At 73.7% G+C, this 24,241-nt stretch carries 26 protein-coding genes and 2 pseudogenes; 11 read left to right on the forward strand and 17 right to left on the reverse strand.

Features of this window, described 5'->3' with window-relative positions:
• The first annotated feature begins 91 nt into the window (after positions 1–91).
• On the forward strand, positions 92–451 hold the full coding sequence (locus QUE47_RS02850; RefSeq protein ID WP_286218484.1) for a hypothetical protein: 360 nt from the start codon (positions 92–94) through the stop codon (positions 449–451).
• Between the two features lie 1,014 nt (positions 452–1,465).
• On the opposite strand, the gene QUE47_RS16465 is transcribed toward QUE47_RS02850, so the two are convergent.
• From QUE47_RS16465 to QUE47_RS02870, 4 genes and pseudogenes are all read right to left on the reverse strand, one after another.
• Entirely contained in the window at positions 1,466–2,512 is a 1,047-nt protein-coding gene (locus QUE47_RS16465; RefSeq protein ID WP_350227718.1) for a thiamine pyrophosphate-binding protein, read from the reverse strand.
• Positions 2,513–2,615: 103 nt separating this feature from the next.
• Positions 2,616–3,542 (reverse strand): annotated as a pseudogene (locus QUE47_RS02860) (o-succinylbenzoate synthase); the annotation flags it as partial.
• Positions 3,543–3,624: 82 nt separating this feature from the next.
• Positions 3,625–4,290 (reverse strand): TetR/AcrR family transcriptional regulator, encoded by a 666-nt coding sequence (locus QUE47_RS02865; RefSeq protein ID WP_286218485.1) that lies wholly within the window; start codon positions 4,288–4,290, stop codon positions 3,625–3,627.
• Complete coding sequence (locus QUE47_RS02870; RefSeq protein WP_286218486.1) at positions 4,290–4,613, reverse strand: DMT family transporter; 324 nt, start codon at positions 4,611–4,613, stop codon at positions 4,290–4,292. Before QUE47_RS02870 ends, QUE47_RS02865 begins: the two co-directional genes overlap by 1 nt.
• A gap of 102 nt (positions 4,614–4,715) precedes the next feature.
• Here QUE47_RS02870 and QUE47_RS02875 point away from each other — a divergent pair, with 102 nt between their 5' ends.
• From QUE47_RS02875 to QUE47_RS02890, 4 genes are read left to right on the forward strand one after another with little or no spacing between them, the layout of a single operon-like run.
• Positions 4,716–5,681 carry a 1,4-dihydroxy-2-naphthoyl-CoA synthase gene (locus QUE47_RS02875; RefSeq protein ID WP_286218487.1) on the forward strand — a complete coding sequence of 322 codons (966 nt, stop codon included), beginning with the start codon at positions 4,716–4,718 and terminating at the stop codon, positions 5,679–5,681.
• Between the two features lie 28 nt (positions 5,682–5,709).
• Positions 5,710–6,588: an AMP-binding protein gene (locus QUE47_RS02880; RefSeq protein WP_286218488.1), complete on the forward strand. Its 879-nt coding sequence runs from the start codon at positions 5,710–5,712 to the stop codon at positions 6,586–6,588.
• Positions 6,585–6,938, forward strand: coding sequence for an AMP-binding enzyme (locus QUE47_RS02885; protein ID WP_286218489.1), 354 nt, complete (start codon positions 6,585–6,587; stop codon positions 6,936–6,938). Before QUE47_RS02880 ends, QUE47_RS02885 begins: the two co-directional genes overlap by 4 nt.
• Positions 6,935–7,804 carry a 1,4-dihydroxy-2-naphthoate polyprenyltransferase gene (locus tag QUE47_RS02890; protein ID WP_286218490.1) on the forward strand — a complete coding sequence of 290 codons (870 nt, stop codon included), beginning with the start codon at positions 6,935–6,937 and terminating at the stop codon, positions 7,802–7,804. The genes QUE47_RS02885 and QUE47_RS02890 overlap by 4 nt, the downstream gene beginning before the upstream one ends.
• 24 nt (positions 7,805–7,828) lie before the next feature.
• On the opposite strand, the gene QUE47_RS02895 is transcribed toward QUE47_RS02890, so the two are convergent.
• On the reverse strand, positions 7,829–8,263 hold the full coding sequence (locus QUE47_RS02895) for a DUF4229 domain-containing protein (protein ID WP_286218491.1): 435 nt from the start codon (positions 8,261–8,263) through the stop codon (positions 7,829–7,831).
• Between the two features lie 300 nt (positions 8,264–8,563).
• Between QUE47_RS02895 and QUE47_RS02900 the strand changes: the two genes are divergently transcribed.
• Positions 8,564–8,845 (forward strand): hypothetical protein, encoded by a 282-nt coding sequence (locus tag QUE47_RS02900; protein WP_286219565.1) that lies wholly within the window; start codon positions 8,564–8,566, stop codon positions 8,843–8,845.
• 158 nt (positions 8,846–9,003) lie between these two features.
• Here the strand turns inward: QUE47_RS02900 and ccsB are convergent, their stop codons facing one another.
• The 7 genes and pseudogenes from ccsB to QUE47_RS02930 all read right to left on the reverse strand — a co-directional run bounded on the left by ccsB (position 9,004) and on the right by QUE47_RS02930 (position 14,573).
• Positions 9,004–9,885, reverse strand: a complete 882-nt coding sequence (ccsB, locus tag QUE47_RS02905) for a c-type cytochrome biogenesis protein CcsB (RefSeq protein WP_286218492.1) — start codon at positions 9,883–9,885, stop codon at positions 9,004–9,006.
• 135 nt (positions 9,886–10,020) lie between these two features.
• A complete protein-coding gene (gene resB, locus QUE47_RS02910) occupies positions 10,021–11,415 on the reverse strand; it encodes a cytochrome c biogenesis protein ResB (protein ID WP_434019748.1) in 1,395 nt (464 codons plus the stop codon).
• Positions 11,310–11,834: pseudogene (locus QUE47_RS17100) on the reverse strand (cytochrome c biogenesis ResB family protein); the annotation flags it as partial. The pseudogene QUE47_RS17100 and the gene resB, both read right to left, overlap by 106 nt.
• A complete protein-coding gene (locus QUE47_RS02915; protein ID WP_286218493.1) occupies positions 11,834–12,742 on the reverse strand; it encodes a cytochrome c biogenesis CcdA family protein in 909 nt (302 codons plus the stop codon). The pseudogene QUE47_RS17100 and the gene QUE47_RS02915, both read right to left, overlap by 1 nt.
• A 1-nt stretch (position 12,743) precedes the next feature.
• Positions 12,744–13,343, reverse strand: coding sequence for a TlpA family protein disulfide reductase (locus tag QUE47_RS02920; protein ID WP_434019720.1), 600 nt, complete (start codon positions 13,341–13,343; stop codon positions 12,744–12,746).
• A gap of 59 nt (positions 13,344–13,402) precedes the next feature.
• Entirely contained in the window at positions 13,403–14,053 is a 651-nt protein-coding gene (locus QUE47_RS02925) for a histidine phosphatase family protein (RefSeq protein WP_286218494.1), read from the reverse strand.
• 4 nt (positions 14,054–14,057) lie between these two features.
• Complete coding sequence (locus QUE47_RS02930; protein WP_286218495.1) at positions 14,058–14,573, reverse strand: MarR family winged helix-turn-helix transcriptional regulator; 516 nt, start codon at positions 14,571–14,573, stop codon at positions 14,058–14,060.
• Positions 14,574–14,668: 95 nt separating this feature from the next.
• On the opposite strand from QUE47_RS02930, the gene QUE47_RS02935 reads away from it, so the two are divergent.
• Positions 14,669–15,220: a YceI family protein gene (locus QUE47_RS02935; RefSeq protein ID WP_286218496.1), complete on the forward strand. Its 552-nt coding sequence runs from the start codon at positions 14,669–14,671 to the stop codon at positions 15,218–15,220.
• Positions 15,221–15,448: 228 nt separating this feature from the next.
• Here the strand turns inward: QUE47_RS02935 and QUE47_RS02940 are convergent, their stop codons facing one another.
• Both QUE47_RS02940 and QUE47_RS02945 read right to left on the reverse strand, forming a co-directional pair.
• Complete coding sequence (locus tag QUE47_RS02940; RefSeq protein ID WP_286218497.1) at positions 15,449–16,159, reverse strand: redox-sensing transcriptional repressor Rex; 711 nt, start codon at positions 16,157–16,159, stop codon at positions 15,449–15,451.
• Positions 16,160–16,310: 151 nt separating this feature from the next.
• On the reverse strand, positions 16,311–16,598 hold the full coding sequence (locus tag QUE47_RS02945) for a glutaredoxin family protein (protein WP_286218498.1): 288 nt from the start codon (positions 16,596–16,598) through the stop codon (positions 16,311–16,313).
• A gap of 70 nt (positions 16,599–16,668) precedes the next feature.
• Between QUE47_RS02945 and QUE47_RS02950 the strand changes: the two genes are divergently transcribed.
• Positions 16,669–17,499: an HAD family hydrolase gene (locus tag QUE47_RS02950; RefSeq protein WP_286218499.1), complete on the forward strand. Its 831-nt coding sequence runs from the start codon at positions 16,669–16,671 to the stop codon at positions 17,497–17,499.
• Positions 17,500–17,627: 128 nt separating this feature from the next.
• Here the strand turns inward: QUE47_RS02950 and QUE47_RS02955 are convergent, their stop codons facing one another.
• Positions 17,628–17,726, reverse strand: coding sequence for a 30S ribosomal protein bS22 (locus QUE47_RS02955; RefSeq protein ID WP_003792170.1), 99 nt, complete (start codon positions 17,724–17,726; stop codon positions 17,628–17,630).
• 133 nt (positions 17,727–17,859) lie between these two features.
• Complete coding sequence (locus QUE47_RS02960) at positions 17,860–19,074, reverse strand: acetoin utilization protein AcuC (protein WP_286218500.1); 1,215 nt, start codon at positions 19,072–19,074, stop codon at positions 17,860–17,862.
• A 177-nt stretch (positions 19,075–19,251) separates the two neighbouring features.
• Between QUE47_RS02960 and QUE47_RS02965 the strand changes: the two genes are divergently transcribed.
• Positions 19,252–20,628, forward strand: a complete 1,377-nt coding sequence (locus tag QUE47_RS02965; RefSeq protein ID WP_286218501.1) for a TrkH family potassium uptake protein — start codon at positions 19,252–19,254, stop codon at positions 20,626–20,628.
• A 151-nt stretch (positions 20,629–20,779) separates the two neighbouring features.
• Positions 20,780–21,460: a potassium channel family protein gene (locus tag QUE47_RS02970; RefSeq protein WP_286218502.1), complete on the forward strand. Its 681-nt coding sequence runs from the start codon at positions 20,780–20,782 to the stop codon at positions 21,458–21,460.
• Positions 21,461–21,513: 53 nt separating this feature from the next.
• On the opposite strand, the gene QUE47_RS02975 is transcribed toward QUE47_RS02970, so the two are convergent.
• On the reverse strand, positions 21,514–22,353 hold the full coding sequence (locus QUE47_RS02975) for a hypothetical protein (protein ID WP_286218503.1): 840 nt from the start codon (positions 22,351–22,353) through the stop codon (positions 21,514–21,516).
• Positions 22,354–22,627: 274 nt separating this feature from the next.
• Here QUE47_RS02975 and QUE47_RS02980 point away from each other — a divergent pair, with 274 nt between their 5' ends.
• Entirely contained in the window at positions 22,628–24,196 is a 1,569-nt protein-coding gene (locus QUE47_RS02980) for a Na+/H+ antiporter (protein ID WP_286218504.1), read from the forward strand.
• Positions 24,197–24,241 lie beyond the last annotated feature (45 nt).

The following is a 24,241-nucleotide window of genomic DNA, read 5'->3' on the forward strand; positions in this document are numbered from 1 at the left end:
GCCAGATACCGCGGCGGTGCGCGGCCTCCCCGGTGCCGGACGGCGTCCCGGCCGGAGCGCCCGACCCGTTCTGCGGCGCAGCCCACGGGTCGTGGGGGTCGGTGGCGCCCTGCTGGTTCTGCTGCTGCGCGGCATAGCCGTGCTGGCCGGCCTGCGCGTAGTGCGCGGTGTGCTGCGGGGCGGCGCCCTGCTGCTGGCCGGGGGCCTGCTGCCCGTACTGCTGCGGTGCGTACGCGCCGTAGCGCGGCTGCTGCTGAGGCGCCTGCTGCTGCCCGGCTCCTCGATAGGCCGCGGCGTCGGGCCGCGGCGGCTCGCCGCCGGGGCGCTCCCCCAGGCCTGGGGAACCTCGACGGGCTGCGTCGGGTTCACCTGCGGGTGCTGCTGCGTGCTCGTCGTGTCCTGGGCCGGCTGCTCCGGCGTGCGCTCGTCGTTCATCAGGTCGCCTCCTTGATCCGACCTCGATTCAACAGGGGCAGCCTGACGTATGCCTTGGACTTTCCTGGGAGTTCCCTAGGAATCCTCGACGGCGGCGCGCAGCCGTGCCTCCTGCCCCTGGCGACCGGCACGTGACACGCGCGCCTCGATCACCTCGACGCCCGCCACGGGAGCCGCGAGCTCCGACGCGAGGTCGTCCCCCGTCGAGACCCGGGTGTGCCGGACGCCGTAACCGTGGCACAACGCCGCCAGGTCGGCCCCGTGGGGGTCGCGAAGACACGCTCGAAGCGTGCCGCCGCCGTCTCGCTGCGCGCGGCGAGCGCGCCCTGCTCGAGGGTCGCGAAGATCGAGCCTCCGTCGTCGTTGACCACGACGACGCGCAGGTCGGGGGCGGGTTCGCCGGCACCTCGCAGGAGTCCGCCGATGTCGTGGAGGAACGTGAGGTCGCCGAGGAGCACCGTCGTCGGGCGGCCACTGCTCAGGGCCACCCCGGTCGCGGTCGAGACCACGCCGTCGATGCCGGCGAGCCCGCGGTTGGCCACGACGGTCAGGGGCGCCTCCGCGTGCTCGGCGCCGACGGCATCGATCCCGGTCACGAGATCGAGGTCGCGCACGGGGTTGGAGGAGCCGACGATCAGCACCGGTCGCTGCCCGGCGACGCGACCCGACGTGGAGGCGGCGACCGCGCGCGCCACGCCCAGACCTGACAAGCCCGACGAGCCCGATGCACCCAGCGGTTCACCGGTGTCGCCCGCCTGCCGCGGCTCGCGCGCGAGCTCGTCGGCCACGACCTCTGAAGCGCGGCGCCCGGCCCGCACCCATCGTGCGCACCAGGTGGCATCGACGGCGCCCACGGTGCCGGCGGTGTCGGCGGTGCCCGCGGTGTCGGTGGAGTCGGCAGCGCTCGCGGTATCGGTGGAGTCAGCGGTGCAGCTCTCGGACCACGCGCTCGGGCGGCCGGGCAGCACGACGTCGGCGACCCGCCCCGGGTCGACCCAGGGTGCCGCGCCGGGAGCGACGACGAGCACCGTCACCTCCGGGCGCCCGAGGAGGCGCTGCACCGGGCGGGAGAGCGTCGGGCGACCGACCACGACGACGCGCCGCACCTCGCCCGCGAGCGACGTGTCGAGCAGCAGCCGGTACGCGCAGACCTGGTGCGGGCCGCCCGTGGCGCCCGACGACGGCTCGGCGAGCACGGGCCAGCCGCGGTTCTCGGCGAGCCCGCGCACCCATGCCCCTGCCCCGTCGCCGGCGACCACGACCGTCGGCGGTTCGTCCGGACCCACCCGCACGAGGTGCGCGACGTCGTCCGGCACCTCGACGACCGGAGGACCGTCGGACGGCGGCACCGACCGCACCACGACGCCGCGACCCGGCGCCGGGTCGCGCGACGGCAGCGAGGCTCCCGGGACCTCGGCGGACGACGCGTCGACGGGGTCCGACCCCGCCGCGCTCTCCCCGCGAGCGGCTGAACGTCCTCGTGCCCGGGTTCGTGCGGACTGTCGCTCGGCACGAGCGGGTCGCGGTACGACAGGTTCAGGTGCACAGGCCCGGGGTGCTGGGTGCGGGCGCCGAGCGCCGCCGCGAGCGCCCGGGTGAGCACGGCGCGCAGGTCTCGGTCCTCGCCGGCCGCCCCCGACGGGGCGGGCACGTCGGCCTCGTACCGCACGGCGGACGCGTACAGCCCGGGCTGCGCGGTGGTCTGGTTGGCCCCGGTCCCGCGCAGCTCGTGGGGCCGGTCCGCGGTGAGCACCACGACGGGGACCCCGGTGTGGTGCGCCTCGAGCACGGCCGGGTGCAGGTTCGCGGCCGCGGTGCCGGACGTCGTCGCGACGGCGACGGCCTCCGGCTCGCCCGCGAGCGCCGCGCCCTTGGCCAGACCGAGCGCGAGGAACCCTGCAGAGCGCTCGTCGACGCGGACGTGCAGCCGCAGCTCGCCGCGGGACTCGGCGTCGGCGAGCGCGTAGGCCAGCGGCGCGCTGCGGGAGCCGGGGCTGAGGACGACGTGCCGCACCCCGTGCGCGACGAGCTCGGCGACGAGGACGCGCCCCGCGCGGACCGCGGGCGAGTCGGTCATCGGACCCCTCCACGACGGGACCGCTCCCGGCCGGTGCTGCGGCGGCCAGCCGCTCGACGCGCCCGACCCGGTCGCGCCACCAGCGCTCGGTATCGGGGTCTGCGGCGAGGGCCGCGAGGGACGTCGCGTCGGGGTCCGGTCTGCCGACCGGGATCTGCCCGTCGACGGGCGCCAGCCGGTGCGGCACGGCGTCCTGGGCGAGCAGGGAGGTCGTCGCGAGGCCGCACGCGTGCGGCAGCTCGGGGAGCGCGGCCGCGAGCGCCACGCCTGCGGCGATCCCGACGGAGGTCTCGATCGCCGACGACACGACGACGGGAAGCCCGACCTGCTCGGCCAGGTCGAGGCACGCCTGCACCCCGCCGAGCGGCTGCACCTTGAGGACGACGATGTCGGCGGCCTTCGCGCGGACCACGGCGAACGGGTCCTCGGCCCGGCGGATCGACTCGTCGGCGGCGACGGGCACGTCGACGGCCCGGCGCACCGCCGCGAGCTCCGGGACGTTGGCGCACGGCTGCTCGACGTACTCGAGCCCTCCGGCGGCGCGGTCCAGCACGCGGATCCGGGCGACCGCCTCGTCCGCCGCCCAGGCGCCGTTGGCATCGATCCGGACGAGCCCGCCCGGACCGAGCGCGGCCCGGACCGCCTCGAGCCGGGCGATCTCCGCGCCGACCGGCTCGTACGACCCGTCGGCGAGGCGCTGCGCGACCTTGACCTTCGCCGTCCGGCACCCGTGGGAGGCCACGACGATCTCGTGGGCGCGGTCCGCATCGACGGCGGGGACGGTGACGTTCACGGGGACGGCGTCACGGCGAGGGGCGGGCCAGCCCACGTCGGCCGCCTCGCGGGCCGCTCGCCACCAGGCGAGGGCCTCGGCGTCGTCGTACTCGCGGAACGGCGAGAACTCGCCCCAGCCCGCAGCCCCGCGGACGAGGACGCCCTCCCGCGCGTCGACGCCACGAAACCTCAGGCGCAGGGGTGTGCGGTAGACGACGAGCCCGCTCGCTGCGGGCCCCGCGGGTTCTGGCGACACCTGGCCAGCCTAGTGCCGCGAGCTCCCGCGGACCGGCGACGACGCTGTGACCCGACCCGCCAGACCGGTCCCGATCCCAAGGTCAGGCGTCCGTGAGCACCTGACCGACCAGGTCGACGGCCAGCGCCCGGACGTCCCGGCCCTCCGCGAGCGCCGTGACGGCCGCGCCGTCCACCACGGCGACCAGGACCTGGACGCCCGGCCCCACCCCGAGGACGTCCGCGAGCTCTGCGATCGCGACGTCGAGCGCCTCCCGGCCCGCCGCGTAGGCGGCCTCGAGCGCGGGGTTGCGCCCCGCTCCGGCGAGCTGCTCGTAGAAGCCGCGGACCGCCGTCCGGTCCCCGTCGGGCACGATCGCGTCGACGAGGATCTCCGCGCTGCGCCGCCTCCCGGCGACGGACGGGCCGACCTCTCCCGAGGCCACGGCGCGGCGCGCGACGGCCACCTGCGCCCCGGCGCTCTGCGCCCACCCGGCCGAGAGCACCCGCCCGGCCTCGGCGACGATCTCATCGAGGCCGGCGAAGTAGTAGGTGGTCGCGGCGAGGGGCACGTCGGCCTCCGCGGCGACGCTGCGATGGCTGAGGGCGCCGGGGCCGTCGCGCAGGATCAGGTCGGCAGCGGCCCGCACGATCGCCGTCCGGCGTCGTACGCCCCGGGCCTGGCGGCGCGGCGGGGCGGCGTCGTCGCGCGCCTGTCCGTCCGCCTGCTCGTGCGCCTGCCCGTCCGAACGGTTCTCGACGTCGCCCATCAGTGGCCCCCGCCCGCCAGGTTGAGCCCGACGACCCCCGCCACGATCAGGACGAGCGAGACGACCTTGAGCACGGAGAGGGACTCCCCCATGAAGACGATCGCCAGCACCGCGGTGAGGGACGCCCCGATGCCGACCCACACCGCGTACGCCGGCCCGACGGGCAGCGTGCGGAGGGCGTAGGCGAGGCCGAGCATGGATGCGGCGAGCATGACGCCGAAGCTCACGCTGGGCCAGAGCCGCGTGAAGCCCTCGGACGCCTTGAGGCTCAGCGCCCACCCTGCCTCGAGCACCCCCGAGAGGATCAGTACCGCCCATGCCATGACATGCTCACCTCGCTCCGTCCCGACCACCGGGTCGCCGAATAATGGTACGAGCGTACCAGTCTTGCTCGCGGGCGAGACTCCCGGTCTAGCCTTGCCAGCGTGACCGAACTCCCCCGCACCGTGTCCGAGACCTTCGACCCCACCCGCTGGCGCGAGGTCGCCGGGTTCGACGACCTGACGGACATCACGTACCACCGCGGGGTCGACCGCTCCGGCGACGCGGCGCGCGACCTCCCGGTCGTGCGCATCGCGTTCGACCGCCCCGAGGTCCGCAACGCGTTCCGCCCCCACACCGTCGACGAGCTCTACCGCGCGCTCGACCACGCCCGGATGACCTCGGACGTCGGCACCGTCCTGATCGCCGGCAACGGCCCGTCGCCGAAGGACGGGGGCTGGGCGTTCTGCTCGGGTGGGGACCAGCGGATCCGCGGGCGGTCGGGCTACCAGTACACGACCGCCCCCGACGGCGGCGGCGCCGCACAGACGGCCGACCACGTCGACCCGGCCCGCGCCGGCCGGCTCCACATCCTCGAGGTGCAGCGCCTGATCCGGACCATGCCCAAGGTCGTCGTCGCCGTGGTCGACGGGTGGGCCGCCGGGGGCGGGCACTCCCTGCACGTCGTCGCGGACCTGACGATCGGGTGCCGGCAGCACGCACGGTTCAAGCAGACCGACGCCGACGTCGGCTCGTTCGACGGCGGCTACGGCTCCGCGTACCTGGCCCGGCAGATCGGCCAGAAGCGTGCCCGCGAGATCTTCTTCCTCGCCCGCGAGTACTCGGCCGACGACGCCGAGCGCTGGGGTGCGATCAACGAGGTGGCCGAGCACGACGACCTCGAGGCCCTCGCGGTCGAGTACGCGCGGATCATCGCGACCAAGTCGCCCCAGGCGGTCCGCATGCTCAAGTTCGCGTTCAACCTGCCCGACGACGGCCTCATGGGTCAGCAGGTCTTCGCCGGGGAGGCGACACGGCTGGCCTACATGACCGACGAGGCGGTGGAGGGCCGGGACGCGTTCCTCGAGCGGCGGGACCCCGACTGGTCCGGGTTCCCGTACGCGTTCTGAGCGGACGCTCCCGGCCTACGCTGTGCTGATGCACGCCGTTCCCGCGCCCGAGGACGCCCACGCCCTCCGGGCCGCGATCGCGACGGCGTTGGACGGCGGCCCTCCCGTCGCGACCGACCTGCCCCTGCCGGGCCCGGTCGGCGCTGCCGTCGTCCCGGAGGGGACGGCGCTGCTCGTCACCACCTCGGGGTCCACGGGCACGCCGCGGACGGTGGCGCTGCGCGCGGACGCGCTCGTCGCGTCCGCGACCGCGACCCACGCGCGCCTCGGCGGTCCCGGCCAGTGGCTGCTCGCCCTCCCCACGACCCACGTCGCCGGGCTCCAGGTGATCGTGCGTTCGCACGTCGCGGGGGTGGACCCGGTGGTGCCGACCCCGGACGGCCCGCGCGGCACCGGACTGCTCGTCGACCTCGTCCGCCGCGCCGGGCCCGGCCGGCGGTACGCCTCGCTGGTGCCCACCCAGCTCCACCGCGTCCTCACCGGCGCCACGGCGGGGCACGTCGACGGGCTGGAGGCGCTCGACGCCCTGCGGACTCTCGACGCGATCCTCGTGGGTGGGGCCGCGACGCCACCGGCGACGCTCGCGCAGGCCCGCGACCACGGGCTCCGGGTCGTCACCACCTACGGCATGTCGGAGACCTGCGGCGGGTGCGTGTACGACGGCGTCCCGCTGCCGGGCGTCGACGTGCGGCAGGTCGGCGGTGTCCTGGAGATCGCCGGGCCGGTCCTCGCGGCCGGGTACGTCGGTCCGCCCGGGACCCCGCAGGGCGGGTTCACGACCGACCCGGCCACCGGGCGCCGCTGGTTCCGGACCAACGACCTCGGGACGGTCACGCGGACCCGGGCGACGCCGTCCGACCCCTCGGGGTCGACGCCGTCGAGGTCCTGGGCCGCGCCGACGACATGATCGTCACGGGCGGCGTGAACGTCGCCCCCGCCGCCGTCGAGGCGGTGCTCGGCGAGCTCCGCGGGATCGGTGAGGTCTGCGTGGTGGGCGTTCCCGACGAGGAGTGGGGCACCGCGGTGGTCGCCGCCATCACCCTCGCCGACCCGGCGGGCCGTAGCACCCTGTCGCTCGAGGACCTGCTCGGCCTGGTCCGCACCCGCGTCGCGACTACCCTGGGTTCGCCGTCGGCACCCCGGCGGCTGGTGGTCGTGGACGGGCTGCCGCACCGCGGTCCCGGCAAGATCGACCGCACCGCGGTCGCCGCGCTGGCGGCCGGGACGACGAGCGACGAGGACGAGATCAGCAGATGACGACGGCCGCCGAATGGCTCCAGGGCGCCCGCCCCCGCACCCTCCCCGCAGCGGCCGCCCCCGTGCTGGTCGGGACGGGCGCCGCCGCGCAGATCGACGGGTTCGCGCTCGTGCCGGCGATCCTCGCGCTCGGCGTCGCCCTGGCCCTGCAGGTGGGCGTCAACTACGCCAACGACTACTCCGACGGGGTCCGCGGCACCGACCTCGACCGGGTCGGCCCGCTGCGGCTGACCGCCACCGGCACGGCGCCGCCGTCCCACGTCAAGGCCGCCGCGATCGGAGCGTTCGGCCTCGGCGCGCTCCTCGGGCTCGTCCTCGTCGTGATCACCGGGCACTGGTGGCTGCTCGCCGTCGGCGCGGCCTCGATCGCCGCGGGTTGGTACTACACCGGCGGGCGGTCTCCCTACGGCTATCGCGGTCTCGGCGAGGTCTTCGTCTTCGTGTTCTTCGGCCTCGTCGCGACCGCCGGGACCACCTACGTCCAGGCCGGGACCGTGCCGTGGACCGCATGGCTGGGCGCCGTCGGGATCGGACTCATCGCCTGCGCGATCCTCATGGCCAACAACATCCGCGACATCCCGACGGACGTCGTCGCGGGCAAGCGGACGCTCGCCGTCCGGCTCGGCGACTCCAAGGCCCGCCGCGCCTACCTCGCCGGGATCCTGCTGCCGATCCCGCTCGCCGCGGTGTGCGCCGCGGTCGCGCCGTGGTCGCTGCTGACCCTCCTGCTGCTGGCGCCCGCCGCCATGCTGTCGGTGACGGTCGTCGCAGGAGCGCGCGGCCGCGCCCTCGTGCCGGTGCTCGCGGGCACCGGGGTCTACGAGCTCGCCTACGGCGTGCTCCTGGGCGTGGGCCTCGCGCTCTGAGCCCTCGGCCGGGACCGGCCGGGCTCAGCGCCTCGCGGCAGGGCCCGACGGGCCGTGGTCCTCGCGGTCCGTCGCCGCGTCCCGCGCGTCCTGATACCGCGCGTCCCGATTCCGCGCGACCGCGTCGTCCGGTTCCGCGTCCGGCCTGCCGTCCGACGTGTCTCCCGACGCGCCGTCCGACGTGTGGCCCGATGCGCCGTCCACCGCGGCGTCCTCGGCTGCGGCGTCCACGTCGGACGCCGCCCCTCGAGCCGTGCGCGCGCTGCGCGCCTCCTGCTTCTGGGCCAGGTAGCGCGACGCGGCGTCGCGCGGACGGGCGAGCGCGAGGTAGCTCACCATCAGCGCGATCGCGGCCGCGACCACGACGAGCAGCCATCCCCGCAGCCCGGCGAGGTACAGGCCACCGAGCGCGACGGCGAACAGGAGGAGGCGGAGGACGGAGTACAGGACGAGGGGCACGGCACCCAGGGTAGGCGCCTATCCTGGAGGGATGATGCGCGTCCTGATCGTCCTCGTCGCGGTCGGCCTGGCCGTCTACGCACTCACCGACTGCGCCAACAGCGACGAGCGTGAGCGGGGCGGCATGCCCAAGGGCCTGTGGATCCTGCTCATCATCGTCCTGCCCTACTTCGGCCCGCTCGCGTGGATCGTCGCGAAGCGCTCCCGGACGGCGCGCGTCGCGGGAACGGGCCCCGCGGGCTCCCCGGACGCGGCTCCCGGTCGAACGGTCGAGGGACGCGTCCGCGCGCCTCCGGGCCTGTGGCCCCGGACGACGACCCGGACTTCCTGTGGCGGCTCGCCCAGGAGCAACGCCGCCGTCAGGGTCCCGCCGACGGTGGTGCCGCCGGCGGTGCTGCTGCGGGACCTGGCGACGCGGACCCGAGCGGCGCGGACGAGAGCCAGGCTGCGGGCGACCTGGGCGACGATCGCCCGACCAGCGAGCCGAAGGACACCGGCGACGAAGCGCCCCGCGAGAAGGACGACAGCTCGGGAACCGACGACTCCGGCGACGACGACCCGCGCGACGACACCCGCGGGTAGGTCCCGCGAGGACCGGCCACGCCGAACGTCTGACGCCCTCGGGCACGGCCCGCGCGACAGTCTCGCCGCCAGTCGGAAGGTGCCGGTCTGAGCGCCAGTCGGTCTGGGCGTCACCCGGTCCAAGCCTTCGACGGCCTGAGCGTCAGCCGGTCCAGCCGTCAGTCGGTCGGCACGCCCGAGTACGAGTGCAGGCCGTTGAAGATCAGGTTCACGCCCGTGAAGTTGAAGATGACGCACGCGTAGCCGACGAGGACGAAGTACGCCGCGCGGCGACCGGACCAGCCGCGGGTCGTGCGTGCGTGCAGGTACGCGGCGAACACGATCCAGACGACGAAGCTCCAGACCTCCTTGGGGTCCCAACCCCAGTAGCGGCCCCACGCGTGCTCCGCCCAGATCGCGCCACCGATGACGGTGAACGTCCAGAGCACGAACGCGACGGCGTTGAGCCGGAAGCTCAGCGCCTCGAGCTGCACCGGTCCTGGGGTGACGTCGAGCCACCCGAAGGCCTTGCGGTTCAGCAGCACCGAGCCGGAGTCCCTGGAGTCGCGCAAGAGCTGGAGCAGCGACGTGACCGCCGCAACCGTGAAGATGCCCGTCGCGATGATCGCGACGCCCACGTGGATCACGAGCCAGTAGGACTGGAGCGCCGGCTGGACGCCGTCGGCCGGGACGAACAGGTTCACCTGGGCGACGGCGAGGAACAGGACGGCGAGGCCCGTGACGAACGCACCGAGGTAGCGCACGTCGCGACGCGAGTTGACGCCGAGGAACACTGCGAGCGCCACGAACGCCCCGACGACGGCGAACTCGTACATGTTGGCCCACGGCGCCCGACCGGCGGCGAACCCACGGGCGACGATCGCGAACAGCAGCAGCCCGGTGGCGAGCCACGACGTGGAGATGCCGATGCCTGCGGCCTTGGAGCGGCGCCTGCCGGGGGCGCCCGTCTCGTCGGCGTCGGCCGTGGTGGGGCCCGAGGTCGCGTCGACCGGCGCGTCGACGCCACCGGCCGGCTCCGCGCCCGCGGCAGCGACCGACACCTTCTCGTCGGCCGTGCGCCGGGAGGTCTCCCCGGCGTCCGGAGAGCTGCGCGAGGTCCACGGCGAACGCGACGAACGCGATCGCGAGAACGGTGGCGGCTGCCCAGACGAGGTCTGTGCTCAGCTCGGCGACGGTCATCCTTCGGCCTTCTCTCGTTCGGTCGTGCTGTCAGGTCGGTTCTCGGTGCCGGGGTTCTCGCTCCGGCGGCTCGCGTCCCGGCGGGGACCGGTCGAGCCGGCGCCGCTCGGGTCGCCCGATGCCGCCACCCCGGGGATCGCCGCGACGAGCGCGTCGACCTCGCCCTGGAGCCCGGCGTCGTCGTGCCGCGCCAGCCCTGCCACGGAGATCACGGTACGCCCGGACCCGTCGGTCGTGGGCGTCACGCGGAGCCAGACGCGACGACGGGGCATGAAGAGCGACAGCACCAGGCCACCGAGCGCGGCGAGCGCGAACGTCAGGATCCACGCGAGCGCCGGGTCGTACCGCAGGTCGAGGCCCACGAACCGCGGCAGCTCCTCGAAGGTCAGGGTGCCCATCCCGTCGGGCAGGTCGACCGTCTCGCCGGGCGCGACGACCAGCGTCACGCGCTCGCCGTCCTCGTCGACGGCCGCGGTCATGTCGTCGGTGTCGAGGCGGTACACGTTCTGCGGGGCGCCCTCGTCGAGGCCGAGGTCGCCCGACCAGACGTCGAGCACCAGGCGCGGGTTGAACGGCTGCGGGAACAGCGACAGCGCGCCGTCGTCGGTGATCTCGGCCGTCGGCAGCAGGTACCCGACGAGCCCGATCTGGTCGAGTCCGGGCGACACGTCGGGCACCTTGATGACACCGCGCGACGTGTACACGTCGTCCTCGGGGATGAACGGGACCGCGCCCGCGAAGGCGACCTCGCCGTCCGCGTCCGTGACCGTGACCTGCGGCGCGTACCCGTTGCCCTGGAGGTAGACCTTCGCTCCCCCGGCGGTCAGCGGGTGGTTGACCTTGATCGTCTCGGCGGACGACGTCCCGTCCGGGTCCGTCACCGTCACGTTCGCGGTGAAGTCGCGCGCCTGCGCCCCGGCCGTGAACTGCGACTCGAACGAGTCGAGCGTCATCGTGAACGGGACCAGGGTGCTCGGGCGGAACAGCGCGCCGTTCTCGAACGAGTCGTAGTCGACGACCGAGTTCGCGAAGCCGCGGCCCTCGGTGATGATCGCCTGCCCGCGGTAGTGGAGCAGCTGCCCCGTCGCGACCGACACGAGCAGTCCGAGCAGCGCGAGGTGGAACACCAGGTTCCCCGTCTCGCGCAGGTACCCGCGCTCGGCGGCGACCGTGCGCTCGCCGTCCGCGCCCGGGTCCTCGGTGACGACGCGGAAGGTCGGCAGCCACCGCCACCTCCCCGCAGGTGCCGGACGGCGGCCCCCACCACCTCGTCGGTGGTCGCGTCGGTCGTCGCCCCGGCCCGCGCCGGGAACCGCTCGAACCGGCGCGGCGTGCGCGGCGGGCGCGCCCGGAGCGCACGCAGGTGCGCGGCGGTGCGCGGCAGGATGCAGCCCACGAGGGAGACGAACAGCAGGAGGTAGATCGCGGAGAACCAGACCGACGAGTAGACGTCGAACATCTGGACGGCGTCGAGCCACGGGCCGGTGGTGGCGTGGTCGTCGAGGTACCGCTGGACCGCCGCAGGGTCCTGGGAGCGCTGCGGCAGGACCGACCCGGGCACCGCGGCGACGGCGAGCAGCATCAGCAGCATGAGCGCGACGCGCATGCTGGTGAGCTGGCGCCAGACCCAGCGCAGGGACCCGCGCCAGCCGAGCGACGGCAGGGTCGGTGACTTCTGCGCCGTGCCGTTCGTGGCCGCCGAGGCCGTCGAGGCCGTCGTGTTCGAGTCCGTCGTGCTCGCGCCTGTGGCGCCCGTCGTGAACGCGTCGTCGATGCCCTCGGGCCGGTAGGGCCGCTCCGTCCGTGCCATCAGATCACCGGCTCGAAGCCGCCGACCCAGCCGGCGATCTGCGCGCTCCACGCCTGCCAGACCCCGGAGACGAGGAGCACACCGAGGACGACGAGGAGCGCGCCGCCGGTACGCATGATCACGACCCGGTGGCGGCGCATGAAGGCGACCATCCGGGTGGACGACTCGAGGCCCAGGGCGATCGCGAGGAACGGCAGGCCGAGACCGATGCTGTAGGCGAGACCGAGCACGGCGCCGCGCGCCGGCGAGCCGCCGTCGAGCGAGAGCGCCATCACGGCCGCGAGGGTCGGCCCGATGCACGGCGCCCAGCCGAGCCCGAACACGAAGCCCAGGACGGGCGCGCCCCACAGCCCGGCCCTCGGGGCGACGTGGAGCCTGCGCTCACGCTGCATGAAGCCGAACGCCCCCATGAAGACGAGGCCCATCGCGATGACGACGACGCCCAGCACCCGCAGGATCACGTCCTGGTGGGCGAGGAGCTGGGAGCCGATCGCGCCGGCGACGACCGTCAGGGTCACGAACACGACGGCGAACCCCGCGACGAACAGGGCGACGCCGAGGAGCACGCGCCGGCGCGCCGAGCGGGTGTCCGGGAGGATCCCCGTCGCTGCGGGAGGACCTCCGACGGGAGCAGCCGAGGGCGCGACGGAGGCAGCAGCCGAGGCGGTGGCGGAGGCGGCCGCGGTGCCGACCGACGGGACGGGACCACCCGACCCGGGCGCCGCCGTCCGACCCTGCCCGGCCGGGCCCGCGGTCGCTCCCGCCATGCCGCTGAGCAGGCCCAGGTAGCCGGGGACGAGCGGCAGCACGCACGGCGAGGCGAACGAGACGAGCCCTGCGAGCAGGGCCACCGGGAGAGCGAGCAGGAGGTTGCCCGAGTACGCGGTGGCCGCGAGGTCGCCGCCCATGTCAGGACGCCTCGGCGAGCACGTCGTCGACGAGCGAGTCGAGGGTCGAGGCCTCCGCCTCGCCGATGACGCGCGCGGCGACCCGGCCCTGCGCGTCGAGGATCACGGTGGTCGGGACGGCCTGGAGGGGCACGGTGCCCTGGAGGGTCGCCACGGCGCTACCGTCGGTGTCGGCGATCGACGGGTACGGCACGTCGAAGGTGCGCTCGAACGCCTGGGCGGCACCGGCGTCGTCGACCCGGTTGATGCCGATGATCTGCACGTCGTCAACACGGTCGTCGGCGAGCGCGACCAGCGTCGGCGCCTCTGCACGGCAGGGCGCACAGCTCGCATACCAGGTGTTGAGCAGGACGACCTGGCCGCGGTGCGCGGAGGTGTCGACCGGGTCACCCTCGAAGTCGGTCCCGGTGACGGTGACCGGCTCGGAGCGCTCGTCGACCTCCCAGGTGCGGACGGACCCGTCGCCGGACACGTACCCCTGGCCGATCACGTCGTCCGCCCCGGTCACGCCGGAGTCCTGGACGCAGCCCGCCAGCACGGCCACGGCGGTCAGCGAGACCGCGCACGCCGTGAGGACGGCGCGGGCCGGGCGTCGGGTCACGACGGCAGCCTGTCCGAGGTTCCTGGGTCGCGCCTGAGAACCGTGCGCGCGGTCCGTCCTCACGCCCCGGCGGTGGCCGACGCGCCCGGGAGGAGGTCGGCGGCGGGTTCCGTGTAGGAGAGCCCGACGAAGCGGTTCCCGTCGAAGCGCAGCGACGTCAGCGAGGCCAGCGAGCACTCGCGCTTGCGGGGGTCGTGCCACAGGCGCCGGCCCTCGATGCTCAGGCGGGTGATCCAGACCGGCAGCTGGTGGCTGACGAGGACGACCTCGCGGCCGCGGTGCGCGTCGCGCGCGTCCTTGACGGCTGCCGCCATGCGCTCGACCTGCTCGGTGTAGGGCTCGCCCCACGACGGCCGCATCGGGTTCCAGAGGTAGCGCCAGTGCTCGGGGTGGCGCAGGGAGCCGTCGCCGACACCGAAGGTCATGCCCTCGAAGTGGTTGCCGGCCTCGATGAGCCGTTCGTCGGTCTCGAGGGCGACCCCCAGGGCCTCGGCGACCGGCGTCGCCGTCTCCTGGGCGCGCTGCAGCGGCGACGCGATGACGGCGGCGACGTCCCGGTCGACCGTGGGGTCGGCCAGGTGGTGGGCGACTCGGCGGGCCATCTGGTGGCCTCGCTCGGAGAGGTGGTAGCCGGGGATGCGTCCGTAGAGGATCCCGTCAGGGTTGTGGACCTCGCCGTGGCGCATGAGGTGGACCGTCGTGGTGACCATGCCCCTAGTCTCCCAAAGACTTGGCGGACGACGGACCACGCGAGGCGGGATCTGCGGCACACCCCTGGGCGACCTTGGCCATGATGCCGCCGAGGGCGGCCAGCTCGTCGTCCGTGAGCACGTCCACGAGATAGCGCCGGACGGCGGCCACGTGGGCGGGCGCCTCCGCCTCGAGCATGCTGCGACCCGCGTCGGTGAGGCTGCAGACGATCCCTCGTCCGTCGCCGGCGACCGCGCCGCGCCGGACGAGCCCCCGGTCCTCCATGCGTCGCACGGTGTGCGTCGTCCGGCTCCGCGAGTACGCGAGGCCGTCGGCGAGGACCGACATCCGCAGGGCGCCCTCGGGAGACTCGGAGAGCCGGACCAGCACCTCGTACTCGGGGAGCGAGACGCTCAGGTGCGCGTCGTGCTCGCGGTCCAGCGCGTCGAGGAGTCTCGCGTTCCCGTCGAGATAGGCCCGCCACGACCGCTGCTGACCGCGGTCCAGCCAGCGTGGTGGTGCATCGTGAGCAGCCTTCATGTCGCTCTCCTCGGGCGCTCGGACGGTTCGGGAACAGATCCGAGGATACGTGCGTTAGGGTAGTTGACAGTTCAACAACACGAAGGAGACAGACGATGGCCACCACCCTTCCCGCCGGGCTCACCGCCGGTACCTACGCGATCGACGCCTCGCACTCGCAGGCGACGTTCACCGTCCGCCACGCCGGCATCTCCAAGGTGCGCGGCACGCTCGCGATCACCGAGGGCACCGTCTCGATCGCCGAGACCGTCGAGGACTCCTCGGTCGCGGCCACCATCGACGCCGCGTCGGTGAGCACCGGCGACGAGAAGCGGGACGGCCACCTGCGCTCCGCCGACTTCTGGGACGCCGACAACAAGCCGACGTGGACCTTCACCTCGACCGGCGTCGAGGCCACGGACGACGGCTTCGCCGTGGTCGGCGACCTCACCATCAACGGCGTGACCCGTCCCGTGACGCTCGCGACCGAGTTCTCCGGCACCGCCACCGACCCGTTCGGCTACGCCCGTGCCGGTTTCGAGGCCGCCACCACGATCTCCCGCAAGGACTTCGACCTGACCTGGAACGCCGCGCTCGAGGCCGGCGGCGTCATGGTCAGCGACAAGGTCACGATCACGCTCGACATCTCGACCATCGCCCAGGGCTGAACCAGCGCCGCTGAGCCAGGACGACGACCCGGGACGCGCACCGCGCCCCGCCTCCGCTCGTCACGCTCAAGCCGAGCCCCTGACGAGCGACCACAGACCGACGGACGTCGGCCGGACCCCCTGCCGGCCGGCGTCCGTCGCTGTGTCCGGCGGGCCGCCCATGACCAGGCCCGGCCGGTGTCGCCTCGTGCAGCGGCCGCGTCGACGGACCGCCCGCCAACGGCAGAACTAGACCCGGTCGGTGTCGCCCGCGGCCGTCGCCCCCGGCACCCGGGTGGGGATCTGGCCCGCCTGCAGGTGGAACGCGAGGATCTGGAGCTCGCTGCTCACGTCGATGGTGCGCACGTCGACGTGCTCGGGGACCTGGAGCGACACCGGCGCGAAGCTGAGGATCCCCCGGATCCCGGCCTCGACGGCCTCGTCCGTCGCCGCCTGCGCCACCGAGGCAGGGGTGGCGATCACCGCGAGAGTCACCCGCTCCTCCGCGAGCACGCGCGCGACGTCGCCGCGGCCGTGCACGACGATCCCGGCGACCTCCGTGCCGATGATCTCGGGGGCCGCGTCGAACAGCGCCACGACCTCGAAACCGCGCCGCGAGTACCCGGGGTAGTTCGCCAGCGCGTGCCCGAGGTCACCGATCCCGAAGATCGCGACCCGGTGCTCCGTCTCGATCCCCAGCGTCGCGGTGATGTACTGCGCGAGCTCGCTCACGTCGTAGCCGACCCCGCGGGTCCCGAAGGACCCCAGGAACGACAGGTCCTTGCGCAGCTGGGCGGGGCTCACCCCGGAGAGCTCCGCGAGCGCGGCCGACCTCGTGCGCTCCTCGCCACGTTCGGCGAGCCCGTGCAGCGCCCTCAGGTACGACGGGAGTCGACGGACGGTCGCGGGCGGGATCGGCGCCTCTGCCACCCCGGCGTCGGAGTCACCCCTCGAGTCCATGCGTCCACCTTCCGTCGCGACGTCGCACCGGAGCGACGTGCTCGTGGAGTTTTTCACACGTCACCCGGTTTCGGCGGGCGAGTCGCGGGCGACCCGGCGATCCCTGGGCCACGCCGGGGCGACACCGGGACCGATGCCGGGGCCTACGCTCTCAGCGCGGTCGGGCCCCGCGGGCCAGCGCGCGGGCGAGCCGGCCCGCGTCGACCCGCCAGAACCCCTGCTGCCGACCGTCCACGAGCACCACGGGCACGTGCTCACCGTGCTCCTCCCGCAGCGCCGGGTCCGCCCCGGGCGCATCGATGTCGATCTCGTCGAACGACTCCCCCGCGTCCGAGCAGACCTGCACGACGACGTCCCTGGCCTCGTCGCAGAGGTGGCAGGCGGCGCGGCTGTAGAGCAGCACCCTGGGCGCGCGGCCCGACGGATCACCTGTGGTCATCCCTCGAGGGTAGCGATCGTCCGGCGGTCGGCGGACCCGCAGGCCCACCCGCTCAACTAGGGTGAACGCCATGATCGAGGACCCGGCGGACACCCAGGACGCACCTGGCTCCCAGGACCCCGGCACCCCTCGGGTGGCAGCGTTCTTCGACGTCGACAACACGATCATCCGCGGCGCCTCGGCCGCTCATCTCGCCCGCGCGCTGTACCAGCGGGAGTTCTTCGGGATCCGCGACCTGTGGAGCCTCGGGCTCCACCACCTCCGGTACATGACCCTCGGCGAGAACCGGCGGCAGATCAACACCGTGCGGTCCCGCGCGCTGTCCATCGTGGCAGGTCACACCGTCGCGGAGATCGTCGCGATCGGCGAGGAGGTGTACGACCAGGTACTCGAGCTGCGGATCTTCCCCGGCACCAAGCGGCTGCTCGACGAGCACGTCGCCGCCGGGCACGAGGTCTGGCTCGTGTCGGCCACGCCGATCGAGATCGGCACCATGATCGCGCGGCGGCTCGGCGCAAACGGCGCGCTCGGCTCCGTCGCCGAGTCCGAGGGCGGCGTCTACACGGGTGCGCTCGTCGGCGACATGATGCACGGCCGGCACAAGGCCGCCGGCGTCGCCGAGCTCGCCGCCCGTCGCGGGATCGACCTGGACGAGTCCTTCGCCTACGGCGACTCCATGAACGACCTCACCATGATGCAGACGGTCGGCCACCCGTGCGCCATCAACCCTGAGCCGCGCCTGCGCCGCCACGCCGCCCAGGTGGGGTGGCCGGTCCGCGAGTTCCGGGGCAGGCCCGCCCGCGCCGCCCGCAGCGGCGCGAAGACCCTGAGCCTCGCCGGCGCCGTGTGGGCGGGAGCGCTCGTGGTCCGCCAGATCGGCAGGACGATCCGCGGGCGCTGACACTGCCTGCCTGCCTGTCTGCCTGCCTGCCTGCCTGCCCACGATCACACGCAGAGACGACTCGAGCCCGGCCCCTCGAGGGGCCGGGCTCGTAGCACGTCCGTGCGCCGGCTAGCGCCGGCGGCGGTTCACTTCTTGTTGCGGCGCTGGTGGCGCGTCTTGCGAAGCAGCTTGCGGTGCTTCTTCTTCGCCATACGCTTGCGGCGCTTCTTGATGACGGAGCCCATAGGTCCCTCGCAATACTTGTCGGCAGTCGGTCGACCTGAGTCGGTGATGACCGGGTCACGGATCCCGGCCGGGGTACCCGACCGTGAGAAGTCCAGCGACCATCCTACCTCGCCCAGGGCAAGCCGCGGGACGTCAGTGCTGCGGGTCCAGACCGAGCCCCGGGAACACGGCGTTGCGGGTCGCCTGGATGGACCGGTCGAGGTCGGACCCCGGGTCGTAGCCCGCCGACCAGCGCGCGAAAGGGACCTCGATCGCGTCGACGACGTCCGCCGTCCTCTCCCCCGAGATCTCGTCGACGTACGCTCGCCACCCCTCGGGGACGACGGTCCCGTCGGACACCGGCACGTGCGCCGCCTCGGCGAGCAGGTGCATCCACGCGAACGGCACCACCCGGCACACGGCGTACCCGCCACCGCCGAGCGAGACCCAGCGTCCCTCACAGAGCTCGTGCGCGAGCTCGTGGACCCACCGGTTCGCCGTGCGCAGCGCCGGCAGGGTGGTCCGCAGGTCGGACAACGGGTCGGCGCGGTGCGAGTCGCACCCGTGCTGGCTCACGATCACCTGAGGGTCGAACGACCGCAGCGCCTCGGGCAGGGTCGCGTCGATCGCGCGGAGCCACCCGGCGCCCTCCGTCCGCGGCGGGAGGCAGACGTTGACCACGGTCCCCGGCGCGCCCCCGGTGTCGGTCGGGAACCCCGTGCCGGGGAACAGGGTCAGCGGGTTCTGGTGCACCGAGTAGGTCAGGACCCGTGGATCGTCCCAGAAGATCGCCTCCACCCCGTCGCCGTGGTGGGCGTCGAGGTCGACGTAGGCGACGCGCTCCGCGCCCTCGTCCAAGAGCTGACGCACGGCTCCCGCAGCGTCGTTGTAGACGCAGAACCCCGCCGCCGCGCTGGGCATCGCGTGGTGCATCCCGCCGGCGAAGTTGCAGGCATGGACGGCGGCACCCGACCACACCGCGCTGGCAGCGTCCGTGGACGCCCCGAAGATGCGGGCCGCGGCCACGTCCATCCCGGGGAACACCGGGTCGTCCTGCGTGCCGAGCCCCAGGTCCTCCCGGGAGGGACCACCGGCGGCGACGTCGTGGACCGCGGCGACGTAGTCCGCGTCGTGGACCCGCCGCAGCGAGTCGTCCGACGCGGTGACCGGCGCGACGACGCGGAGGCCCGGCGCGTCGAGGATCCCGAGCTCGCGCACCAGCCGCACCGTCAGGTCGAGCCTCGTCGGCGTCATGGGGTGCCCGAGACCGAAGTCGTAGCCGAGGAAGTCCGGGGTCCACATCACCCGCAGCTGGTCGGGAGAGCCGGGCGGCAGGGACGACACGGGCGGCTCGGGCGACTCGGGCATGGTCAACGGTAAACCCGCGCAGCGACGACACGTGCCCTCGCGCACTCCCCCGTACTCAGCCGCGCTCGTCCGCCGATCGTGGCAGAGTTGCGGCGACACGGCGTGCGACCGCGCGCCGGGCGGACCGGCGACCGGCCGGGACCCAGCGGTGACGGCAGCACGGGACGGAGGGGGTCGATGGCGCGCAGCATCTCGACCAGGTTCTTCGCCGGCCGTGAGCTCGTCGACCGCGTCGCCCGGCAGGCCCCTGCCAGGCTCGCCGTCAGCGTGTTCGGCGCCGTCGTCATGATCTTCACGTTGCTGCTCATGCCGCCCTGGGCCACCGCGTCCGGCCGGCACGCGCCGTTCGTGGACGCCCTGTTCACGGCGACGTCCGCCGTGTGCGTCACCGGCCTGGTCGTCGTCCCGACCGGGACCTACTGGTCGACCTACGGGCAGGTCGTCATCATCGTGGCGATCAAGGTCGGCGGCCTGGGCGTGATGACGCTCGCGTCGATCCTCGGCATGGCGGTGTCCCGGCGCATCGGGCTCACGCAGCGCCTGTTGACCGCGGCGGAGACGAAGACCACGAAGCTCGGGGAGGTCGGCTCCCTGGTCCGCGTCGTCATCGTCACGTCGACAGCGATCGAGCTGGCCATCGCGCTCCTGCTCTTCCCCCGCTTCATCGTCCTGGAGGAGTCGGTGGGCGAGGCGGCGTGGCACGCGCTGTTCTACGGGGTGTCGGCGTTCAACAACGCCGGGTTCGTCCCGACGGCCGAGGGGCTCGCCCCCCATGTCAGCGACTGGATGCTGCTCCTGCCCATCGTGATCGGTGTGTTCATCGGGTCGCTCGGGTTCCCGGTGATCCTCAACATCCTGCGGTCCCGCCGCAACACCCGCCGGTGGAGCCTGCACACGAAGCTCACCCTCACCATGAGCGCCATCCTGGTCCTCGTCGCGATGGTGCTGTTCGCGGTGTTCGAGTGGCGCAACCCCGACACCCTCGGGCCGCTGTCGTGGCCGACCAAGCTGCTGACGATCCTCTTCGCCGGGGTGATGCCGCGCTCCGGCGGGTTCTCCACGATCGACGTCGGCAGCATGCACGAGTCGAGCTGGCTCATCACCGACGCGCTGATGTTCGTCGGCGGCGGGTCCGCCTCCACCGCCGGCGGCATCAAGGTCACGACGCTCGCCGTCATGCTCATCGCGATCGTCGCCGAGGCGCGCGGGGACCGGGACATGGACGCGTTCGGGCGCAGGATCCCGCGCGACACGCTGCGCCTCGCGATCGCCGTCACGTTCATCGGCGCCACGGCGGTGCTGCTGTCGAGCATCCTGCTGCTGGAGATCACCGGGTGGACGCTCGACGTCGTCCTCTTCGAGGTGATCTCGGCGTTCGCGACCGTCGGGCTCTCGACCGGGGTCACCGAGTCCCTGCCCGAGGTCGGCAAGTACGTCCTCGTGGTGCTCATGTTCGTCGGCCGCACGGGGACCATGACGTTCGCCGCGGCGCTCGCGCTGCGCGACCGACGACGTATCGTGCGGATGCCGGAGGAACGACCGATCATCGGGTGAGCGCGACCGCGACCCAGGGCGACCGACCCTCCCTGCCCACGCGACGCCGTCCGACACCCGACCCGCAACCCGCAACCCGCAACCCGCAACCCGACAGCCACCCGACCGCCACCGGAACCGACACACCGCCGACCGACCCGAGAGGCCCGACGTGCCCAACAGGAACGACAAGAAGGAGCGCGAGCGCAACGACGGCGTGCTCGTCGTCGGGCTCGGCCGGTTCGGCTCGTCCCTCGCCGGGACCCTGACCCGGCTGGGGCAGGACGTCCTGGCGGTCGAGCGCGACCCCGACCTCGTCGCGCAGTACTCGGGCCAGTTCCCGCTCGTCGAGGCGGACGCGACGAACCCGACGGCGCTCGAACAGCTCGGGGCGAAGGACTTCCCCGTCGCGGTCGTCGGGGTCGGGACGTCGCTCGAGGCGTCGGTCCTCGTGACCGGCAACCTGGTCGACCTCGAGACGCCGCAGATCTGGGCGAAGGCCGTGTCCGTCGAGCACGGACGCATCCTCACCAGGATCGGCGCACACCACGTCACGTTCCCGGAGGCCGACGCCGGCAACCGCGTCGCGCACCTCGTCTCGGGCAAGCTTCTCGACTACATCGAGGTCGAGGACGGCTTCACGATCGTCAAGATGCGGCCCCCGAAGGAGCTCCAGGGCTTCACGCTCGCCCAGACGAAGATCCGCGAGCGCTACGGCGTCACGGTCATGGGGGTCAAGCCTCCGGGCGAGGACTTCGTGTACGCCGTCCCGGACACGCGGATCATGGCGAACGACCTGCTCGTGGTCTCGGGCCACGCCGAGCTGCTCGAGCGGTTCGCAGCGAGGCCCTGACCGCGTCGCCCGGCGCCGTGCGGGCCGGGCGACGGGTCAGGACCGTCCGGGGATCAGCCGGCGCAGGTCCCGGCGATCTCGAACGTCGTCGCCTCGGCGCCCGGGTCGGCAGCGCCCCCGAAGCCGGAGGCGGTGAACGAGCCGTCGTCACCGATCTCGAACATCTCGACCGTGCCCTCGAACTCCGACCCGCCCGTCACCTCGACGCTGCCGGTGCCGCCGGCGACGTCGACCATCACCGTGCTCGTGCCGTCCGAGAACTCGAGGTCCAGGTCCGCCTCGTCGGGGTTCGTGCAGGTGGTCGCGGCACCCGAGACGTCGGCGCTGCCGTTCGCCGTGGTGAGCGTGACGTCGCCCGCGGCCGAGTCGCCGGCCGCGTCGCCGCCCGCGTCACCGGACCCGCCGGCGTCGCCGCCCGTGCAGCCGCCGAGCACCGTGAACGCGGTGGCGGTCGCGGAGTCGTCCGCGGCGCTCCCGGTCCCGGTGATGTTCACGGTCCCGTCGTCGCCGATCTCGAACATGTCGGCCGTGCCCTCGAACTCCGGGCCGCCGGTCACGGTCACGGTCCCGGCGCCGTCGGCCACGTCGATGTCGACGGTGGCGTCGCCGTCGGTGAACGAGACGGCGAGGTTCTCCTCGTCCGCCGAGTCGCACGAGGACGCGGTGCCGTCGAGGTCGACCGCGCCGTCGGCGGTCTTCATCATGAACTGGAGCGGGTCGACCGGACCGGACAGCGTCGGGGGCTCGGCGGGAGCCTCGGTCGTGGCCTCGGCGGTGGGCGTGGGATCCGCCGACGCGCCCGGGTCGGCCGCGTCCCCGTCATCGGCGCAGCCCGCGACGACACCCACCGTGAGAAGGGCGGTCAGGACCGTGGCACTGCGGAAAACCCTCATGCTGGGCCTCTGCTCCTGGTGATCGATCACCATCGGTGGGTGGCTCCACAGCCGACCCGATAGCCAGAAAGTAGCGGCACCAGCGCGATGCCGCGCGGCGACGCGCAGGCGGACCGGACGGACTCGGCAGCCCCGCTCCAGCGGCACCGCTCGGCGTGGACGGTGCGCTGAGGGCCGCGACCCGGCAGACTGGCCGCCAGGCGACGTCCGAGCACGATCACGGACCTGACGGGGCCCGGCCGACAGTGCCGGACGACGAGCGAGGAGCGGGCAGATGTCGAGCGTTCTGCTGTGGGCTGTGCTGCTGACCGGGATCGTCGTCCTGACGCCGCTCTCCGACCGCCTGCGCGTCCCCCAACCGGTGCTGCTGACGATCTTCGGCCTCGCCGTCCCGCTGTTCCCCTTCACGCCGGAGCTCCGCCTCCAGCCGGAGTACATCCTCCCGGTCGTGCTGCCGCCGCTCCTGTTCGCCGCCACGCAGCGGACGACGGCCCGGGAGTTCCGCAACAACGCCCGCCCGATCGCGATCCTGGCGATCGGGCTCACGATCGCGTCGGCGGGCGCGGTCGCGTGCGTGGCCCACTGGGCCGGGCTCGACTGGGGGCCTGCGTGGGTGCTCGGGGCGATCGTCGCGCCGCCGGACCCGGTCGCAGCGACAGCGGTCGCCCGCCGGCTGAGGCTCCCCGGGCGGATCGTGACGGTCCTCGAGGGCGAGGGCATGTTCAACGATGCGACGGCCCTCGTGCTGTACCACGTGGCGGTCGCGGCCGTGGTGACCGGTGAGGTGACGGCTGGGGGCGTCACGCTCGACCTGCTGCTCGCCGTCGTCGGCGGCATCCTCGTCGGTCTGGTCGGCGGGTGGCTCGGGCACCTGGTCCTCGGACGGCTGCACATCGCCGCCGCCGAGACCACGGTGACGATCGCACTGCCCTTCGTCGCCTACCTGCTCGCCGAGGAGATCGGCGGCTCCGGCGTCCTCGCCGTCCTCACCCTCGGGCTCCTGCTCCGCTCCGTGAGCCACACGTCCGTGACGTCCGGGGGATGGCTCGTCGGCCGCGTCGTCTGGGAGTACCTCGACTACCTCATCACCGCCGTCGTGTTCGTCCTCATCGGCTTCGAGCTCACCGCGGTCATGGAGTCGAGCCCCGTCGCCAGCACCGCGTTGCCTCTCGCCCTCGGTGTGATCGGGGTGCTCGTCGTGCTGCGCTTCGCGTGGATGTTCCCGAGCGTGCTGCTGGTGCGCAGCATCGTGCGCAGGCGAGGGAGCACCCGCGAGACGTTCACCAACCCGGAGGCGTTCGTCATCTCGTGGGCGGGCATGCGCGGCGTCGTGACCGTCGCGTCCGCGCTCGCGCTGCCCTGGGCCGCCGAGGGATCATCCGGGTTCCCGGACCGGGACACGATCGTGTTCGTCGGCCTGGCGACCGTGCTGGCGACCCTCGTCCTCCAGGGGCTCACGCTGGCTCCGGTCGTCAAGGCCGCCAAGGTGGGCAGCGAGGTCGACGAGGCCGCCGAGGCCGCGGCCCTGCGCGAGCGCGCGACCTCCGCGGCGCTCGACGCCGCCCGCGCACGACAGGACGTCCCCGCGCTCGTCCAGCGTGCCGTCGTCGAGCAGTACGAGGGGCGGCTCGCCACGCTCGAGCTGCGCCGCTCGATCCGGACCGGCGAGGCGGAGTCCCTGACCGAGCCGCACCCGGAGACGCTCTCCGAGCTCCTGCGGGAGACCACCGAGGTCGAGCGCGAGCTCGTCATCCGTGCGCGCAACCACGGCGAGGTCAGCCCCGAGGTCGCCGACGAGGTGCTCCACGAGATCGAGGAACGCGCGGTGCGCGAGGGCGAGTGAGCGGGTCGAGGCGACCCCGCGCGTCTCACCTGCGGAGACGCCTCC

Source organism: Paraoerskovia sediminicola, from assembly GCF_030296575.1.
Lineage (GTDB): Bacteria > Actinomycetota > Actinomycetes > Actinomycetales > Cellulomonadaceae > Paraoerskovia > Paraoerskovia sediminicola.